This is a genomic window from Tistrella mobilis (genome assembly GCF_039634785.1).
GTDB classification, from domain to species: Bacteria; Pseudomonadota; Alphaproteobacteria; order Tistrellales; family Tistrellaceae; genus Tistrella; species Tistrella mobilis.
In genome coordinates this window covers 46,078-64,097 of the sequence record NZ_JBBIAB010000026.1, presented here as the reverse complement: position 1 = coordinate 64,097, position 18,020 = coordinate 46,078, and the positions used below count along the sequence as shown (strand labels likewise).

Below are 18,020 nucleotides of genomic sequence, written 5' to 3'. Positions count from 1 at the left end.
GGAGGTCCAGAAGCTCATGGCGTCTCGCGTTACCCGTGCGCGGGTCGGGCACTTGGCGCAGGATGGTGATCAGAGATGGCATCGGTTCCTCCTTGGAACCGAATAAAGAATCCATCTTTGAACATTCCGCTACCCGGGATTTTCAAATGCGATTCCCCTGGTGCGGCAGCGGCGCGACGATCACCAGCCGCCGCGCGCCAGCCAGCGATCGACCATCGCCAGCCGGTCCCAGCCCCAGAACGGTTCGCCGTCCACCAGCACGAAAGGCGATCCGAACACGCCCCTGGCGACCCCCTCTTCCGAAATCGTCTTCACCTTCTCCTTGATCGCCGGATCGGCCATGCCGGCCAGAACCTCTTCCGCATCCAGCCCGCGGCGGGCAGCCACGCCGGCCACGACGGCAGGATCGGTCATGTCCGCCTGTTCGACGTAATAGGCATGGAAGGCGTCCCGGGCGAAGACCACCGCCGCCGCGGGATCGCGCGCCTCGATCCAATAGAAGGCGCGCGAGGCGGGCAGCGCCACGATCGGGTGGCCGGGCGGCAGGGTGAAGGGAATGCCGGTCTCCCGCGAAATGCGCCGCCAGTCGTTGCGGGCATAATCCCCCTTCAGCGGCGTGCCGCTCAGCCCGCGCATGCCCGTGGCCTTGAAGGCCACGCCCAGCATATAGGGCCGCCAGATCACCTGCCGGCCATGGCGGGCGGCCAGGGCCTCGATCTCGTGCGATGCGAAATAGGCATAGGCGGAACTGAAGTCGAACCAGAACTCGATCGGGGCGGTCATGGGCTTTTCCATCGCCTGGGGTGATGCCGTCGGACATTCTTCTATCATGGAGAACACGCCCTGCGCAAAGTTGCCGGCAGACTGCCCACCCCGTGGACCCGAAGCATCGCGCTCGGGAGATTTCGTGGCAGGATGCCCCCGGACCCACCCCATGATCACAGGACTTTCCGATGCGTCTCGTCCGTTACGGCCTGCCCGGCCAGGAACGCCCCGGTCTTCTCGGCCCCGATGGCGGCCTGCGCGACCTTTCAGGCCGGATCGCCGATCTCGGCCCCGCCACGCTCGACCTTGCCACCCTGGACCGGCTGAAGGCCATCGACCCGGCCAGCCTGCCGGCGGTCGACGGCCCGGTCCGCCTGGGTGCCTGCATCGCGCGGCCGGGCAAGTTCATCGGCATCGGGCTCAACTATCGTGACCACGCGGCCGAAGCCGGCATGGCCCTGCCCACCGAACCGGTGATCTTCCACAAGGCCACCTCGTGCATTGCGGGCCCGGAAGACGATCTGATCCTGCCGACGGATGCCGCCAGGACCGACTGGGAGGTCGAACTCGGCGTCGTGATCGGCCGGGTGCTGAAGCGGGTGAGCCCCGAAGAGGCGCTGGCCGGCGTCGCCGGGTATTGCACGGTCAACGACATCTCCGAGCGCAGCTTCCAGCTGGACCGCGGCGGCCAGTGGACCAAGGGCAAGTCGGCCGACGGTTTCGGTCCCGTCGGCCCCTGGCTGGTCACCGCCGACGAGATCCCCGACCCGCAGGCGCTGAAATTGTGGCTGGAGCTGAACGGCGAGCGCCGGCAGGACGGCACCACCGCCGATCAGGTCTTCGGCGTGGCCGAGGTTCTGTCCTATCTCAGCCGCTTCATGACGCTGGAGCCGGGCGATCTGGTGACCACCGGCACGCCCGCCGGCGTCGGCATGGGCGCCAGGCCCTGGCGCTTCCTGAAGCCGGGCGATCACATGGTACTGGAAGTCGAAGGCCTGGGCCGCCAATCCACCCGGGTGAGGGAAGGATAACGCCCGCCTTTGCATGCTCTTAACATGCCGGGGTCTTGCATCCCGGGAATCGGGGGGTCGCGTCGGCTGCATGTGGACGCCATCCCCCTGAGCCGTCTACAATCGGGCATCCGGCAAGCTGTCCGGTGATCGATCAATCCCGGGTTCATACGATGCACGGCCGGATTGCGGGCGGGCACGGCCGGATTGCGGGGGGCGGGCGCGATGGCCGGCGCTCTCGTCCGGACGGCGGTGACAGCCGGCGGAGCGGCATTCCAGGGTGATGGCATGCGCGGACGGGTGCTTGCGGTGACATTGACGCTGGCGACGCTCATCGGGGCGTTGCCGGTGGCAGGCAGCCTGTGGATCGCCTGGGAAAACGCCCGCCGGGTGGAAACCGATCTGCTGATCCGGGCCACCCGGGAAATGCTCACCCGATCGGAACGCCTGCAGGAGGATGCCACCCGCGCCCTTGCCGCCATGGCGGCCGTTCCCGTCGCCGACGCTTGTACGCCCGCGGGCCTTGCGCGCCTTCGCACTGCCGCCTTCGCCAGTCGCGGCGTTCGCGAGGTGGGGGTGGTGGACGAGGGGCGCGTGGTCTGCACGGGGGCGGGCCGGCTCGACAGCCCGATGCCCCTGCCCCTGCCCGACATGTCGGTAGGCGACATGCGGATCTGGTATGACCGCCTGCCCCCCGGTCTGGACGACAGCGCCCGCGCCGCCAGCCGCACCACGGTGATCGCCCGCGGCCCCTATGCCGTGTTTCTGGATACCGAACAGATCTATGATCTGGTCCTGGCGGAACCGCGCGTCGTCTTGAGCATGGTCGCCCTCGGCACCGGCCAGGTGCTGGGCGTGCGTACCCGCCCCGAACGCGCCATCCTGTCGGATATGGTCGACCGGTTCCGCAACCAGAACGAACCAGAGGCCATCCGCCTGGGCGACCGGCTGGTGGTGGCGGCCATCGCCCGCGACGGCTCCGCCATGGCGCTCGCCTCGGAACCCGTCAGCGTGGTGATCGAAACCTGGCGGGAACAGGCCCTGCTGATGGGGCTGCCCGGGCTCGCCAGCGGCGGCATCATCTTCTGGCTGATCATCACCCTTGTCCGGCGCGGCGACACCATGGGCGCCCGCATCCGCCGGGGGCTGGCGCGCGGCGAGTTCCGGGTGGTCTATCAGCCGATCGTGCGCCTGGCCGACGGCGCCTGCCTGGGGGGCGAGGCGCTGGTCCGCTGGCAGCAGCGCGACGGCAGCATGATCTCGCCCGACCGCTTCATTCCGGTTGCCGAGGCCGAAGGGCTGATCGAGCGGCTGACCGACGAGATCATCGAGCACGTCTTCGCCGATCTCGGCAAATTTCTGGCGGCGCGCCCCTCGGTCTGGATCGCGATCAACCTGTCGGCTTCGGATGTGGAAAGCGACCGGGTCCGCGGCCGGCTCGACCGGCTGCGCAAGACCCACGGCGTGGCGGCCGCCCAGATCGTGCTGGAGGCGACGGAACGCACCCTGATCGATGCCAGACGCGCCCAAAGCTCCATGCGCAGCTTCCGCGATGCCGGCTACCGGCTGACCATCGACGATTTCGGCACCGGCTATTCCAGCCTCGCCTATCTTGCCACCCTGCCGGTGGACGGGCTGAAGCTCGACAAGACCTTCGTCGACGGCATCGGCAGCGGGTCTGCCGCCGACGACGTGATGGGCCATATCCTGTCGCTGGCGGCGACACTCGGCCTGGATGTCGCGGCGGAAGGCGTCGAACATCAGGCCCAGGCGGATTATCTGATCGCCCGCGGCGTCACCTACGGCCAGGGCTGGCTCTATGCGCGCGCGATGGACGGCAACGCCTTCTGCAGCTATGTCGACGGCCATCTGCCGGCAGCACCGCTGGCGAACCGGCGGCGGGCCTGAGCGGTTCATCCGCCGGCACCCCGTCAGGGTTCAATCGCCGGCCACAGGGTCAGACACAGCACCCCGAAAATGGCGGTGATCCGGTCGGGGTCGTCCATGCCGTCCCCTACCAGCGGCAGTTCCAGCGCGTCGAACAGATAATGCGCCCGCGAATTGGCAAAGCCCGTGTCGCCATGCGACCGCACCGGCGCACGACGGCGGAGGACCTCATCGAAACTGCCCGCCACCATCCGGAAGGTCTCGGGCGGGTAGACCTCGTCCAACCACCATCCGGTCCGGTCGCGGCCCAGCCGCTCGACGATCGTGGAGCCGATCAGCCGGTAGCGATAGCGGATCGCGGGGTGGCCTTCGGCGCCGTCCTGCTCCTGTGGAACCACATCGATCAGATAGCTGGTGGCCAGCAGATGAGGAAAGGCGAGTGGATCCAGATCCCGCCGCCGAAGGGGCCGTCCGGCCGCGATCGCCCGTTGCCAGATAGCCAGCACCGGCATCAGCCGCTGGTCAAGACCATCGAGTGTCGCTTCGACGATATAGGACACCTTGCCGACGCCCCCTTGCCGCCATCGGGCCGGATCATGCCGCCCATCGTCTGCACCCTCGCCGACCTTTCCCACGCCTGCAACAGGAAGTGATCAGGTGGTGCAACACGCAACGCGTTTACCACCTAAAACGTTAAATACGTGTATTAAATAAGCGTATAACGCGCCAATCCCGACGAAAATGCGGGATTTTTGCCGCCATTGCACTATCATGACGTTTGAAGCCCGAGAAGAGGCCATCCGCCGGATGAGTTGCCGGATAAGAACCTGAAAGCTGCCGCAGCCCACTCACGCGGATGCACAGGATCACGCCGAAACCAGTCGCCAAGACGAGGTCGTCGAAGATGCGTCATCACATCACCCCGCCTGCGGGCGGCCGGTCGCCCGGTGGGGCGGCCGCCGCGCCGGACCTTCGTTCCGCTCATTGCGCCCCCGGTCACCCGACAACCGCCCCGCCCGGTGCCGTTACGCCGGCATCGGCCATGCCAGACCCCGCTGCACCCGAAACCGCCCCGGGCACGAACCGGCGCGACATCGAAACCGAGATCAACCGCGCCATCGGCCGGCGGATCCGGACGCTCAGGCTGGCACGCGGCCTCAGTCAGGAAGCCTGCTCCACCCAGCTGGGCATCAGCTTCCAGCAGCTGCAGAAATACGAAAAGGGGCAGAACCGGATCAGCGCCTGTGCGCTCTATCGTCTGGCCGGAATCCTGGATGTCCCGCCCTCGGCGCTGCTCGACCGGCTGGACGACGGACCCAAGGTGCTCCGCCGCAACCGGATCAGCCGCGGCATGATCGAGGCCAGCACCCGGCTCGCCTCGATTTCGGATGCCACCGCGCGCCGGGCGATCACCGACCTGATCGCCGCCTTGAGCAGCGCTGCCGCAGCCGAGGGTGCCGAAGCGGGGGATGACGATCTCGATCTCGATCAGACCAGCGCCATGCATTGATCCCTCCCGTCCGCACTGCCGGCCATCCCTGATGGCAAGCCGGGGGCCGCACCGACGATCGTCGGTGCGGCCCCCTTCGTTTCGCGCAAGCTGTTCCGGAGGGCGGGGTTCAACCCGCGACATCCGGCTTCCCCCTCGCCTCCCCGCGACGCGCGGGTTACGATCCGAAACGGGAGGATCGATCGGCCGGCCAGGATACGTGCACAACAATTATGCATGGCCGGCGAATTGTCCAAAGTTTACGCAAACCATCCGCGACCGTGCCTGCACGGCCGTGACTGTTCTTCTGGGGAAAATCCGCCGAAACCTATCCGATCGGTCAGGCAAAAACCTCTTGCGGACAATGGGTTGAACCCCGATCGTAAAATAAGGTGCGCCCTTGGCCCGGGGATTGCACCAGCAGAGACAAAGAGTGGCGGGCGGCAGCGGAGGGAGACCGGTGCCGACATCGCCGCGGGCCAGCTCGTGAGGCCGAGACGCATGGCAGGACCGATGACCATCGACAGGACGCGCGATGACAGGCGCGCGCACCGGTCGGCACCCGCGAAGGGTGGACCGCCGATGACCAAACCGACCGGGAAACGGGGGGGACGGAGTGCCGGGATGACGGGGAAGACGGGGATGGCGGCGGTGTCCGCACGCGGATTGTCGCTGGTCTACCAGACCGCCGATCAGCCGGTTCATGCACTCAGCGACGTCGATATCGACATTCGCCCGGGGGATTTCGTGTCGCTGATCGGCCCGTCGGGCTGCGGCAAGACCACGCTGCTCAGGGTGATCGCCGACCTGGAGCAGCCGACCGGCGGCAGCATCACCGTCACCGGCCGCACGCCCGACGAGGCGCGCCGCGCCCATGCCTATGGCTATGTCTTCCAGGCGCCGGCGCTGATGCCCTGGCGCAATGTGGAACGCAACGTCATGCTGCCGCTGGAGCTTTCAGGCCGCCCCAAGGCCGAGCGCCAGGCGATCGCGCGCGAAAAGCTGGCCCTGGTGGGGCTGGACGGTTTCGCCCGCAAATACCCCTGGCAGCTGTCGGGCGGCATGCAACAGCGGGCATCCATCGCCCGCGCACTGTCCTTCGCGCCCGAACTGCTGCTGATGGACGAACCCTTCGGTGCGCTCGACGAGATCACCCGCGACCATCTGAACCTGGCGCTGAATGCGCTCTGGCGGCAGACCGGGCTGACCTGCGTCTTCGTGACCCATTCGATTTCCGAAGCGGTGTTCCTGTCGAACCGGATCATCGTGATGAGCCCGCGCCCGGGCCGGATCCTGGAAGAGATCGTCTGCGACCTGCCGGCGGAGCGCACGCTGGAGATGCGCGAGAGCGCCGAATTCCAGCGGGTCGCGGCCCTGGTCAGGGCGGGCCTCGCCAAGGGCCATTCCTATGACTGAGCTTGCAGCCGGGCCTGCCCCGCGCTCCGGCCGCCTGGGCCGCGCGCTGGCCGAAAGAGGCGCCGACATCCTGCCGGTGACGACGGTCGCCCTTCTGGTGATCGTGATCTGGTATGCCGCGGCCTATCTGCTCAACACCCCCCAGGCGGCGGAACAGCTGGCCCGCAAGGGCATCACCGAGCCCGGCTTTTCCCAGCTGATGACCGAGGCTTTCACCCAGCGGCGGCCGGTTCTGCCCACACCCGATCAGGTGGTGGTGGAGATCGTCACCTCGTCGACCGAGCGGCCGGTCGGCAATGTCCGCAACCTGATCACCCATGTGATCGCGACCGCGCAATCGACCCTGGCCGGCTTCGTGCTGGGCTCTCTTCTGGGCCTGGGCCTTGCGGTCGGCATGGCCGCACTCAGGCCGCTGGAACGCGGCGTGCTGCCCTGGATCGTCGCCTCGCAGACGGTGCCGATCCTGGCGATCGCGCCGATGGTGGTGGTGGTGCTGGGCAATCTGGGCTTCACCGGCCTGCTGCCCAAGGCGGTGATCTCGATGTATCTGTGCTTCTTCCCGGTCGCGATCGGCATGACCAAGGGGCTGCGCTCCGCCGATCCGCTGCATATGGATCTGATGCATTCCTATAACGCGACGCCGCTGCAGGTCTTCCTGAAGCTGCGTCTGCCGGCCGCCCTGCCCTATCTCTTCGCCAGCCTGAAGGTGGCGATCGCCGCCGCACTCGTGGGGGCGATCGTGGGCGAGCTGCCGACCGGCGGCCAGGCCGGGCTCGGCACCCGGCTGCTCGCCGGATCCTATTACGGCCAGACCACCCAGATCTGGGCGGCGCTGATCGTGGCTTCGCTGCTTTCGGCCCTGCTGGTCCAGGCGGTGGCGCTGGCCGAGCGGATCGTGGTCCGCCAGAGCGGAGGTGCGCGATGACCACGGCATCCACCGCACCCTCTGCCCCTCTCCAGCCCGTCTCCCGCGGTCTGGATGCCGTCTGGGGCCTGATGGGGCTCGTCGCCCTGCTGCTGCCCCTGTCCACCACGGGCGGCACCTGGATCGGCAATGCCGATCTGACCGTTCTGCTGATGATCGCCGGCATCCTGCTTTTTGCGCTGGCGGGGCTTCGGCCCCGGCGAAGCGGCATGCGCGGGCCGCTGGTGCTGGCAGGGGCGGCCCTCACCGCCATCGCCACGCTCGTGGCGCTGCGCAGCGGCACGGTCGGCTTCGGCGAAGGCGGTGCGGGCTACACCCTTGCCGGGCTCGCTGCGATGGCCGCGGCCTTTCGCGGCATCGCCCTGGTCGCGCGCCTGCCCGAGACCTCGCTGCCGGTGCGGCTGCTGCCGCCGGCCGCCCTGGGCCTGACGCTGCTCTATGCCTGGGAGGGCGGCTGCCTGGGCTTCGGCGTGCCGGCGGTGCTGCTGCCGCCGCCATCGGCGATCGGCGCCGCCTTTGCCGCCAACCTGCCGGTACTGTGGCAGGATTTCGTGCAGACCGTGTGGAAGGGGGCGCTGCGCGGCTATCTGATCGGCTGCACCGCCGGCATCCTGCTGGGTGTGGCGGCCGATCGCGTCGCCTTCCTGCGCCGCGGCCTGCTGCCGGTCGCCAATCTGATGAGCGCCGCCCCCATCGTGGGCGTCGCACCGATCATGGTGATGTGGTTCGGCTTCGACTGGCCGTCCAAGGCGGCGGTGGTGGTGGTGACCACGCTGTTCCCGATGCTGGTGAACACGCTGGCGGGGCTTTCCGCCACCTCGCGGCAGGAACTGGACCTGATGCGATCCTATGCCGCATCCCATGCCACCACGCTTCTGGTCGCCCGGTTGCCGAACGCATTGCCCTTCCTGTTCAACGGGCTGAAAATCAGTGCGACGCTGGCCCTGATCGCGGCCATCGTGGCGGAATTCTTCGGCACGCCCGTGGTCGGCATGGGCTTCAGGATCAGCACCGAGGTCGCGCGGATGAATGTCGACGTGGTCTGGGCGACGATCCTGGTAGCCGCCATTGCCGGCTCCGGCACCTATGCCGCGCTGTCGTTCATCGAGCGGCGCGTGACCTTCTGGCATCCCGCGATGCGCGGGCGCTGACGGCGCCCGGCCAGCTGATGCGGAGACGGCGTCCCGGGCGGGACCATCGGAGGCTTCGGCCCGCCCGTGGATGATTTTGAGGGGAGACCCCGCGATCCGCCGCCGCCCCACAACGGGGGCAAACCCCGCCGGCGGCCGGTCCGGGACAGATGATGACGAGGGAGACGAGAATGAGGACGCTCAAGACCCTCCTGACCGGTTCGGTCGCCGGGATTGCCCTGGCACTGGCCGCGACGGGCCCCGGCCTTGCCGCCGATGCGCTGACCCTGCAGCTGAAATGGGTCACCCAGGCGCAGTTCGCCGGCTATTACGTGGCGAAGGAAAAGGGCTTCTACGACGAAGCCGGGCTCGACGTGACCATCAAGGCCGGCGGTCCCGACATCAACCCGTCGCAGGTGATCGCCGGCGGCGGCGCCGATGTCGTGGTCGACTGGATGCCTTCGGCGCTGGCCACGCGTGAAAAGGGCGTGCCGCTGGTCAACATCGCCCAGATCTTCCAGCAGTCGGGCATGATGCTGACCTGCCGCAAGGACAGCGGCATCAAGACCCCGGCCGATTTCAAGGGCCATACCCTGGGCGTCTGGTTCGGCGGCAACGAGTATCCCTTCCTGTCGTGGATGTCGACGCTGGGCTACAAGACCGAAGGCCCGGATGCCGACATCACCGTGCTGAAGCAGGGGTTCAACGTCGACCCGATCCTGCAGAAGCAGGCCTCGTGCGTGTCGACCATGACCTATAACGAATACTGGCAGATCCTGGATGCCGGCATGCCGGCCGACGAGCTGATCACCTTCAAGTATCAGGATCAGGGCGTCGCCACGCTGGAAGACGGCCTCTACACGCTGGAGAAGAGCCTTCAGGATCCGGCGATGGTCGAGAAGCTGGGCCGCTTCGTGAAGGCCAGCGTCAAGGGCTGGGAATACGCCGCCGCCCACCAGGACGAGGCGGTGGAGATCGTGCTCGACAACGACACCACCGGCGCCCAGACCGAAGAGCATCAGACCCGGATGATGCAGGAGGTGGCCAAGCTGCTCGACGGTTCGAAGAAGGGCATGGGCTATCTGGCGCCCGAGGATTTCCAGCGCACGGTGAAGGTGCTGCTGGGGGCCAAATCCGCCCCGGTCATCACCAAGGATCCGGGCGAGGCCGCCTGGACCCACGCGGTCTACGACAAGGCCATGTGATCATGTTCCATGTGATGTGATCCGCCAGGTCACGTCGAAACACTTGCGTCCTCTTACGCCGCCGCCCAGGATCGGACGATCCGGGCGGCGGTCGCATTTCGGGCCATGCACGACCGCCTGCCCCGGTGATCGGAAGGAGGACAACCGTATGTCGACGTCGCGGCCCCGCCGCATTCTGCGCCGCCTGGTTCGCCGGCGCATCTGCCTGAGGGATGCCGGCATCATCGCCGTGGTCATGGTCGTGGCCGGCTATGTGGCGGTTGCCTTCGACCTGTTCGAAGCGAGTGAACATGCCGCCGACACGGCGACCGCGATGCTGGAGCTCGACGAGGCGCTGGCGCTGGGGGTGTTGCTGGCCCTGATCATGCTGGGGGTGGCGCTGCGCCAGTACCGCGAGCAGAGCCGCGAGATCGCCCGCAGGCGGGCGGCGGAAACCGAGGCCCGGCGCCTGGCCTATCAGGATCCGTTGACCGGCCTTGCCAACCGGCGCCGGTTCGAGGAGCGCCTCGCGGCCGCGATCGCCGCCCCGCCGGCCGCGGGCGCCACCCATGGCCTGTTCCTGCTGGACCTGAACGGCTTCAAACAGGTCAACGACGTCTATGGCCACGGCACCGGCGACGAGGTGCTGATGGTGGTCGCCAACCGCCTGATGGGCGCGGTGCGCGACAGCGACCTGGTCGCCCGGCTGGGCGGCGACGAATTCGCCGTGCTCGCCCCGCATCTGATGGGGCCGGAAGCCGCGACCAGCGTGGCGCTGCGCCTGACCCGCGCCTTCGCCGACCCGATCGCCAGCGGCCGCGGCCGGCATGATGTCGGCACCGGCATCGGCATCGCACTTCTGCCCCAGGATGCCGATGACCCGGTGGAGGCATTGCGGCGCGCCGATGTGGCGCTCTACCGCGCCAAGACCGAGCGCCGCACCGCCTTCCGCTTTTTCGAAACCCAGATGGACGATGCCGTCCGTGTGCGCGAGGCGCTGGAGATCGACCTCAGGGCGGCCGTGGCCAGGGGCGGGCTCGACCTGCTCTACCAGCCGTCGATCGATCTGGGCAACGGCCGGGTGACGGGCTTCGAGGCGATGCTCTGCTGGCACCACCCCATCCATGGCGACATCCCGCCCGAGCGCTTCCTGCCGATCGCCGAGGATACCGGGCTGATCCACGGCCTGGGCCGCTGGATGCTGGATCAGGCGGCCCGTACCGCCGCCGGCTGGCCGGCGGACGTGATGCTGTCGATCGACCTGCTGCCCGGCCAGGCCAAGGACCCGACCTTCACCGCCGACGCCATCCGCATCCTGGCCGAGGCCGGGCTGCCGGCCGGCCGGGTGGAATTCGACATCGCCGAGAGCACGCTGGTCGGCGACCCCGATATCGTCCGCACCCTGGTCGGCGATCTCAGATCCGCCGGCGCCCGGGTGGCGCTGGCCAATTTCGGCACCGGCTATTCCAGCCTCTACCATCTGCGCGATCTGGAGCTCGACCGGGTCAAGATCGACCGCAGCTTCATCCAGCGCATCGACGAGGCCGAAACCGCCCGGCTGGTCCAGGCGCTGGCCGGGCTGGGCGAAGGGCTGGGCCTAGATGTCGGCGCCGAAGGCCTTGGGGCGGAAACCGGCGCTGCCGCCGCCGACCGGCTGATGGCGAGCGGCATCCGCAACGCCTCCACCCGCGGTCGAAGCGTGACGGCGGCCGAAAGCCTGGGCATGATCGGGGCCACAGCCACCCCGCCCACCGCCTGACGGCCGGAGCCCGCGCCCCCATGTTCGACGCCGCCCCCATCGATACCGACGCGACCCCCAAGCCCGAGCTGTACCGCCTGCTCGCCCGCCAGCTCGACGCCCTGATCGCGGGCGAGCGCGACCCGGTGGCCAATGCCGCCAACATGTCGGCCCTGATCTGGATGTCGCTGCCCGGCCTGAACTGGGCCGGCTTCTACTTCCTGAAAAGCCCGGACGAGCTGGTGCTCGGCCCCTTCCAGGGCCGGCCGGCCTGCGTGCGCATCGCCCGCGGCCGCGGCGTCTGCGGCACGGCGGTCGCGGAGGCCCGCACCCAGCTGGTCGAAGACGTCCATGCCTTCCCCGGCCATATCGCCTGCGATGCCGCCTCGGCTTCGGAAATCGTCGTGCCGCTGATCCGCGACGGCCGGATCCTGGGTGTGCTCGACCTGGACAGCCCCCACCCCGCCCGCTTCGACACCGAGGACCAGGCCGGCCTGGAACGCCTGGCTGCGATCTGGGTGGCGGGGAGCGATTGAGAGGGCAGCATTGCTTGATAAAGTATCACGCCATGTGTGATATTAATGGGGTGCGAAGCTTTGAGGCTGTTCATGAATGCCTGGTTTGCCCGCTTCGTTCGCAAACAGCGGCTACCACTGTCCCCATTGGTGGATGCCGTAAGGCGGGCCAACGCCGGCCAGATTGATGCAGACCTCGGTGGCGGGGTAATCAAACAAAGGATTGCGCGCCCCGGCCAGGGGAAATCCGGAGGTTATCGGACGATCATATTCTTCAGGCATCATGATCGTGCGTTCTTCATTTACGGCTTTTCCAAGAGTGATCTGGCTAATCTGACTGAGTCTGAAGAACGGCAGTTCAAAGAGGCAGCCCGTCGCGTCCTTGCCCTGACAGGGAAAGAGCTGACAGAACTCGTTCGAAGGGGCGACTTCCTGGAGATCGCACACGATGATGAAGAGATATCGCAGTGATCCTCTCGCAGCGATCCACGAGACGATGGAAGCGCTGCACGATATTGGCGCCATCGACAAGAAGACGATGCGTGATTTCGATGATGCATGCCTGACACCAGTCGAAAGCATGTCACCAGATGACATACGAGCACTCCGTGAACGGGAACGCTTGTCCCAGCCAGTGTTCGCCCGCTATCTGAATGTCAGTCGGAATCTCGTGTCAGACTGGGAACGTGGCGTCAAAAAACCTGGCGGCCCCGCGCTTCGCCTGTTGACGGTAATCAGGAAGAAGGGCCTGGAGGCCATCACCTGAGGCGATCGACGCCCCGGTCCCCGACGGGGGCGCGCCCCGTATAAAAGATCTCCACCAGCACGGAACCGCCGAGAGATTCCACTGGCCGGCATGCGAGGCGTTCTGAGAGCGCCTCGCATACACGATCTTCTGCGGCGACGTCAGGGTCTGGCGATGTATGGACCCAGGTCATGAAACACAAGACGTCGCAGAGAGCCTTACCGGAACAGCACCAGCGCCTTGTCGAGGGTGATCCACACACCCCAGAGGATCGGCAGACCGACGGCGGCCCAGGCGATGGCGGCGCGGGCGTCGATGCCGCCACGGCCGATGCCGAACGAGCCTTCATGCGCGGCATCCACCGGGCGGAGCTTCGCCTGGATCTCGGCCAGTTCCGCCTTGCCGATGAACCAGCGCTCGGCCAGGGGCCGGATCGCCAGGTTGCAGAGGAAGCCTGCGGCCAGCATCACCGCCAGCACGATCATGATCGTGTCGTAGATCTGCGGCCGCGGCACGCCGGCGGCGATCTGGGCGTCGCGCATATAGGCGACCACCAGCGGCCCCAGAATGCCCGCGGTCGACCAGGCGGTGAGCAGGCGGCCGTGGATAGCACCGACGAACTGGGTGCCGAAGATGTCGGCCAGATAGGCCGGGATGGTCGCGAAGCCGCCGCCATACATCGAAGCGATGACGCAGAAGGCGAGCACGAACAACGCCAGCGCATGGCTGCCCGCCAGCATCGGCGCCGCCAGATAGAGGCCGGCCCCCAGCACGAAAAACACCGCATAGGTGGCCTTGCGGCCCAGATGATCCGACAATGAGGCCCAGAAGAAGCGGCCGCCGATGTTGAACAGCGAGATCAGCCCCACGAAGCCGGCGGCGATCGCCGCGGCCGAAAGTTTCTGCTGCTCGTCGAATTCCAGGAAGCCGACATCGGGGGCCCCGACCAGCGCGCCGCCGAAGATTTCCTGCAGCATGGGTGCGGCCACGCCGATGATGCCGATGCTGGCCGAGACGTTCAGGCACAGCACCGCCCAGATCAGCCAGAATTGCAGCGTCTTATGGGCGTCGCGCAGATGGACATGGCCATGGGTGATCATGGCCTTGGACGCCGGTTTCGGCGTCCAGCCATCCGGGCGCCAGCCGGCCGGCGGCACGCGGTAGCCGAAGGCGCCGGCCAGCATGAACACCAGATAGATCGCGCCCAGCGCCAGGAAGGTTTCCCATACCCCCACCGAATCAGGCGTGCGGAAGTGGTTCATCATCATGTTGGCGAGCGGGCTGCCGATCATCGCACCGCCGCCGAAGCCCATGATCGCCATGCCGGTGGCCATGCCGCGCCGGTCGGGGAACCATTTGATCAGGGTGGAGACCGGCGAGATGTAGCCGAGCCCCAGACCGACGCCGCCGATCACGCCCGAGCCCAGCCACATCAGCCAGAGCTGATGGCTGGCGATGCCCAGCGCCGACACCGCCATGCCGCCGCACCAGCAGATCGCGGCCACGACACCGGCCTTGCGCGGGCCGGCCCGTTCCAGCCAGCCGCCGAACACCGCGGCCGAGGTGCCGAGCACCACGAAGAACAGGGTATAGATCCAGACCAGATCGCTGATCCGCCAGTCGCAGCTGGTGGTGGTCAGCGCCGACAGGAGCGTGAGATCGGCGCAGGCGACCGGCTGGGTCACGCCGATCGCGCGCGACAGCGGCAGCCAGAAGACGCTGAACCCATAGGCCATGCCGATGCAGAGATGGATGGCAAGCGCCGCCGGCGGCACCAGCCAGCGATTGAAGCCCGGACGGGCGATGATGCGTTCGCGATCGAGCAGCCCGGGGCGGGCGCCCGGGCCGTCGGTGGCGGCGATCTGGACCATGGCGTCGAATTCCTCCCCAGCGACGCGGATCTGCGGGGGGCCCGGCTGCCCTGGCACAGCGGGGAAACGGGCTGGCGATGCGCGATGGCGCGCGCCCACGACCCGTCATCCGGCCCCGACATGCCGACCGATCTGCCTGAAAGCTTCCCCGCCCGGCGGTGGTGACCTTTTCGGCCTCTTTCACCTCCGGTCGAACAACGCTGGGTCATCCCGCGCCCTGGATCAAATCGAAACGAATGAACGTTTGATCACCGTCCTCTATCAACCCGGGCGTTTTCCCGGGCGAAATCCCGCTCGAAATCCGCGCCGCGCAGACAGGTGAGCAGGGCCGCAGCCATGGGCGACGGCGGGTCACGATCCGACAGCACCAGCCCCACCGACTGGGTGTGGACCGGATCGACCAGATCGATCGAGACCAGATCGGGCGTCGCGCCCAGCACATGCAGAAACGTATGCGGCACGATGCTGGACCAGCCGCCCTGGCGGATATGGGCGCAGACCCCGAGGAAAGAATTGCTCACGACCGGCGCATCGACCGTCACCCCCAGCCCTGAGGCGACCTTGTTCAGGATCCGGCGGTTCTGCATGTCCTCGCTGAGCAGGCACAGCGTCTGGGTGAAGGCCTCGGCCCAGCCCAGCCGGTCGCGGCCCGCGAAGGGATGATCGGGGCCGGTCACGAAGACATAGCGCTCCTGATATAGCGGCAGCAGCCGGACATGTTCCGGCGGCTCGTTCTCAAGATAGGTCAGGCCGCCATCCAGCTCGAAGGCGTCGAGCCCGCGCTGGATAGCGCGGGAGGTGAGCGACTGAATGGCGATGCGGGCGGCGGGATGGGCGGCCATGAAGCGTGCGCTCAGAAACGCCACCGAGGGCATGGCCGCGGGGATCACCCCCAGTCTGAGCGTGCCGGTCAGCCCGCTGCCGCCGCCCAGATCCTCGCGCAGGCTGTCGTAATCGCGCAGGATCTGGCGGGCCCAGACCAGCAGCTTCTCGCCCTCGGCGGTCAGCCCGGTGAAGCGGTGGCCGCGCACCACCAGCCGCACCTCCAGATCCTGCTCCAGCTTGCGGATCGCGGCCGAGAGCGTGGGCTGGGTGATGTTGCAGCGCGCCGCCGCCCGGGCGAAATGCTTCTCGCCGGCCAGGGTCACGAAATACGAGAGATGACGGACGAGCATGGCGGATGGCCTCCGGCGGGGGCGCCCGGGTCAGCCATCCGACACTATCATATCAAGGTTGATGCGCCCATCTTCCGCACACCCTGCAGACGAGCCGCCCCGCCTATACCCGGCCGGGCAGGCGCAGGGCCACGAACATGGCGGTCAGCCCGAAGCCTGCCATCACCATCAGGGTGATCGCGAAGGCCTCCATGGTCTGGCCGGGCAGCGCCGCCTCGGCGGTTTCCAGCACCACCGCCAGGATGGCGACACCGACCGCGCCGCCGAACTGGCGCCCGACATTCAGGGCAGCCGCCCCCTGCGCCACCTGGCTTTCGCCGAGCAGCCTGAGCCCGCCGGCCGACAGGGCCGGCATCACCAGGGCCAGCGACATCCGCCCGAAGGCCATGATGCCGGCGATCACCCAGAAGCCGGCCGAAAATTCGGCCCAGGTGATCAGCACCGCATGCAGCGCAAAACAGCCGAGGCCGATCATCACCTGCGGCCGCGCCGGCATGCGGTCGGCCAGGCGCCCGGCGATCGGGAACATCGCCGCCATGGCGAAGCCGCCGGGGGCCATGGCGAGCCCCACCTCGGCCGGGCTCATCCCCCGCGCGGTTTCCAGCAGCAGCGGCAGCAGATAGGTGGAGCCGAACAGGCCGAGGCCGAGCGTCATGGAACAGAGCGCCGCCGCGGCAAAGCCCGGCGCGCGATAGATCTTCAGATCCATCAGCGGCCGGGTCACCCGCCTTTCCCAGGCGAGGAAGGCCGTCGCCGCCGCCACGCACAGCACCACCAGCCCCAGAACCGGCAGCGACACCCAGCCCTGCGACTTGCCCAGGCTCAACACCCCGATCAGCGAGACGAGCGCGGTTGCAAGCAGCACGAAGCCAAGCCCGTCGAACCGGCCCCCCGCCCCGGCCGGCCGGGCATCGGGCAGGGCCTTCATGGCCAGCCCCATGCCGACCAGGCAGACCGGGATCGCCACGAAGAACACCGACCGCCAGCCGGCGAATTCGACCAGCGCACCGCCCAGGCTGGGCGCCAGCGCCGGCGCCAGCACCACGCCCAGGCCGTAGAGCCCCATGGCGGCACCGCGCTTGTCGGGCGGGTACATGCGGAAAATCACCACCATGGCCAGCGGCTGGATCATGCCCGCCGCCGCCCCCTGGATGACCCGGGCGGCGATGGCGGCATGGGCGCCGGGCGCGAAGCCGCCCAGCAGCGCCGCGGCCACGAAGACCGCGATCGCCAGGATGTAGAGCTTGCGAAAGCCCAGCCGCCCCATCATCCAGGGCGCCACGGGCATGGCGATGGTGTTGGCGGCCAGAAAGCCGGTGGAGAGGCCCTGGGCGACCGTATGGCCGACGCCCATATCGGCCATGAAGGTGGCGAGCGCCACATTGATCAGCGTGGCCGAGAGCACGGTGGCGATGGTGCCGCACATCAGCGCCGCGATGGCGAGCCGGCGTTCGGTCGCCGTGATCGCGGGGCCTGCGGTCACGGCGGGTTCGGGCAGCCGCGTCTCGTCGTCGGATCCGTCGCGGGGGGCCGTCACCGGGCGCCTCCCTGATCGTCATCGGCGGCCGTGGCCCCCGACAGCAGGCGGTCGGTGCGGGCCTGGATCATGTCGAGAAGGGCCAGCGCCTCGACGATGCGCTCTTCGGGCATGTCGCCCAGCAGATCGTCGCGCACCTCGGTGATCGCCTGGCTGATCGTCCGGGTGGCCGGGGCAGCATTCGGCCCCAACCGGATCACCTTGCGCCGGCGGTCGTCGGGGTCGGCGCAGCGCGTCACCAGCCCGTCCGCCTCCAGCCGGTCCAGCAGCCGCACCAGGGTCGGCGCCTCGATCGCCAGGCGCTCGGCCAGTTCCCGCTGGGTCAGGGCGCGGGGCTCGGTCGCCACCACATTCATCACCCGCCAGCGCGACTGGGTCAGATTATGCGGTGCCAGACGCTGGTCGAGCAGCGCCCGCCAGCTGCGCGCCAGCCGCGCGACGGTCCAGCCCAGGCGCGCCCTGGGCGGCGCGTCCGGGCCGGTGGTGGGAACGGGAACGGTGGCATTGACCGGATCGATGACGGGCAGCATGACCTGCAGGGCCTCACGGAACGAACGAGACCGTTAGCCTAGCAAATCATTCCATTAGGTCACTAACGTTCCTGATGCAGCCCAGGCCCGCGCGCCGGTCAAG

Annotated in this window: 17 protein-coding genes; 11 read left to right on the top strand and 6 right to left on the bottom strand. The window is 68.1% G+C overall.

Translation table 11 applies throughout. The annotated features are described in order from the left end of the window. Positions 1–180 precede the first annotated feature (180 nt). Positions 181–783, bottom strand: a complete 603-nt coding sequence (locus tag WI697_RS24070) for a 2-hydroxychromene-2-carboxylate isomerase (protein ID WP_345960209.1) — start codon at positions 781–783, stop codon at positions 181–183. 170 nt (positions 784–953) lie between these two features. Between WI697_RS24070 and WI697_RS24065 the strand changes: the two genes are divergently transcribed. Both WI697_RS24065 and WI697_RS24060 read left to right on the top strand, forming a co-directional pair. Next, complete coding sequence (locus WI697_RS24065; protein WP_345960208.1) at positions 954–1,796, top strand: fumarylacetoacetate hydrolase family protein; 843 nt, start codon at positions 954–956, stop codon at positions 1,794–1,796. A 267-nt stretch (positions 1,797–2,063) separates the two neighbouring features. Then, positions 2,064–3,683, top strand: coding sequence for an EAL domain-containing protein (locus WI697_RS24060; RefSeq protein ID WP_345960207.1), 1,620 nt, complete (start codon positions 2,064–2,066; stop codon positions 3,681–3,683). A 23-nt stretch (positions 3,684–3,706) separates the two neighbouring features. On the opposite strand, the gene WI697_RS24055 is transcribed toward WI697_RS24060, so the two are convergent. After that, positions 3,707–4,222 (bottom strand): PAS domain-containing protein, encoded by a 516-nt coding sequence (locus tag WI697_RS24055; protein ID WP_345960206.1) that lies wholly within the window; start codon positions 4,220–4,222, stop codon positions 3,707–3,709. A 482-nt stretch (positions 4,223–4,704) separates the two neighbouring features. Here WI697_RS24055 and WI697_RS24050 point away from each other — a divergent pair, with 482 nt between their 5' ends. The 9 genes from WI697_RS24050 (at position 4,705) to WI697_RS24010 (ending at position 12,825) form a co-directional block, all read left to right on the top strand. After that, a complete protein-coding gene (locus WI697_RS24050) occupies positions 4,705–5,172 on the top strand; it encodes a helix-turn-helix domain-containing protein (protein ID WP_062767119.1) in 468 nt (155 codons plus the stop codon). A gap of 621 nt (positions 5,173–5,793) precedes the next feature. After that, positions 5,794–6,567, top strand: a complete 774-nt coding sequence (locus tag WI697_RS24045; RefSeq protein ID WP_014748479.1) for an ABC transporter ATP-binding protein — start codon at positions 5,794–5,796, stop codon at positions 6,565–6,567. After that, positions 6,560–7,492, top strand: a complete 933-nt coding sequence (locus tag WI697_RS24040; RefSeq protein ID WP_345960205.1) for an ABC transporter permease — start codon at positions 6,560–6,562, stop codon at positions 7,490–7,492. The genes WI697_RS24045 and WI697_RS24040 overlap by 8 nt, the downstream gene beginning before the upstream one ends. Continuing rightward, positions 7,489–8,643, top strand: coding sequence for an ABC transporter permease (locus WI697_RS24035; protein ID WP_345960204.1), 1,155 nt, complete (start codon positions 7,489–7,491; stop codon positions 8,641–8,643). The genes WI697_RS24040 and WI697_RS24035 overlap by 4 nt, the downstream gene beginning before the upstream one ends. Before the next feature lie 170 nt (positions 8,644–8,813). Beyond that, on the top strand, positions 8,814–9,827 hold the full coding sequence (locus WI697_RS24030) for an ABC transporter substrate-binding protein (protein WP_062767122.1): 1,014 nt from the start codon (positions 8,814–8,816) through the stop codon (positions 9,825–9,827). A 148-nt stretch (positions 9,828–9,975) separates the two neighbouring features. Beyond that, the gene (locus tag WI697_RS24025) at positions 9,976–11,565 is read left to right on the top strand and encodes a putative bifunctional diguanylate cyclase/phosphodiesterase (protein ID WP_345960203.1); all 1,590 of its coding nucleotides are present in this window, start codon (positions 9,976–9,978) and stop codon (positions 11,563–11,565) included. A gap of 20 nt (positions 11,566–11,585) precedes the next feature. Beyond that, complete coding sequence (locus WI697_RS24020; RefSeq protein WP_345960202.1) at positions 11,586–12,080, top strand: GAF domain-containing protein; 495 nt, start codon at positions 11,586–11,588, stop codon at positions 12,078–12,080. A gap of 72 nt (positions 12,081–12,152) precedes the next feature. After that, positions 12,153–12,530: a type II toxin-antitoxin system RelE/ParE family toxin gene (locus tag WI697_RS24015; protein ID WP_296713269.1), complete on the top strand. Its 378-nt coding sequence runs from the start codon at positions 12,153–12,155 to the stop codon at positions 12,528–12,530. Further along, positions 12,508–12,825: a helix-turn-helix domain-containing protein gene (locus WI697_RS24010; RefSeq protein ID WP_296713270.1), complete on the top strand. Its 318-nt coding sequence runs from the start codon at positions 12,508–12,510 to the stop codon at positions 12,823–12,825. Before WI697_RS24015 ends, WI697_RS24010 begins: the two co-directional genes overlap by 23 nt. 197 nt (positions 12,826–13,022) lie before the next feature. Here WI697_RS24010 and WI697_RS24005 read toward each other — a convergent pair whose 3' ends face one another. The 4 genes from WI697_RS24005 to WI697_RS23990 form a co-directional block, all read right to left on the bottom strand. Further along, the gene (locus WI697_RS24005) at positions 13,023–14,675 is read right to left on the bottom strand and encodes an OFA family MFS transporter (protein ID WP_345960201.1); all 1,653 of its coding nucleotides are present in this window, start codon (positions 14,673–14,675) and stop codon (positions 13,023–13,025) included. Positions 14,676–14,923: 248 nt separating this feature from the next. After that, the gene (locus tag WI697_RS24000; RefSeq protein ID WP_345960200.1) at positions 14,924–15,850 is read right to left on the bottom strand and encodes a LysR family transcriptional regulator; all 927 of its coding nucleotides are present in this window, start codon (positions 15,848–15,850) and stop codon (positions 14,924–14,926) included. A 103-nt stretch (positions 15,851–15,953) separates the two neighbouring features. Next, positions 15,954–17,387: a DHA2 family efflux MFS transporter permease subunit gene (locus WI697_RS23995; RefSeq protein ID WP_062767137.1), complete on the bottom strand. Its 1,434-nt coding sequence runs from the start codon at positions 17,385–17,387 to the stop codon at positions 15,954–15,956. Continuing rightward, positions 17,384–17,917, bottom strand: a complete 534-nt coding sequence (locus WI697_RS23990) for a MarR family transcriptional regulator (RefSeq protein WP_345960199.1) — start codon at positions 17,915–17,917, stop codon at positions 17,384–17,386. The genes WI697_RS23995 and WI697_RS23990 overlap by 4 nt, the downstream gene beginning before the upstream one ends. Between the last annotated feature and the right edge of the window lie 103 nt (positions 17,918–18,020).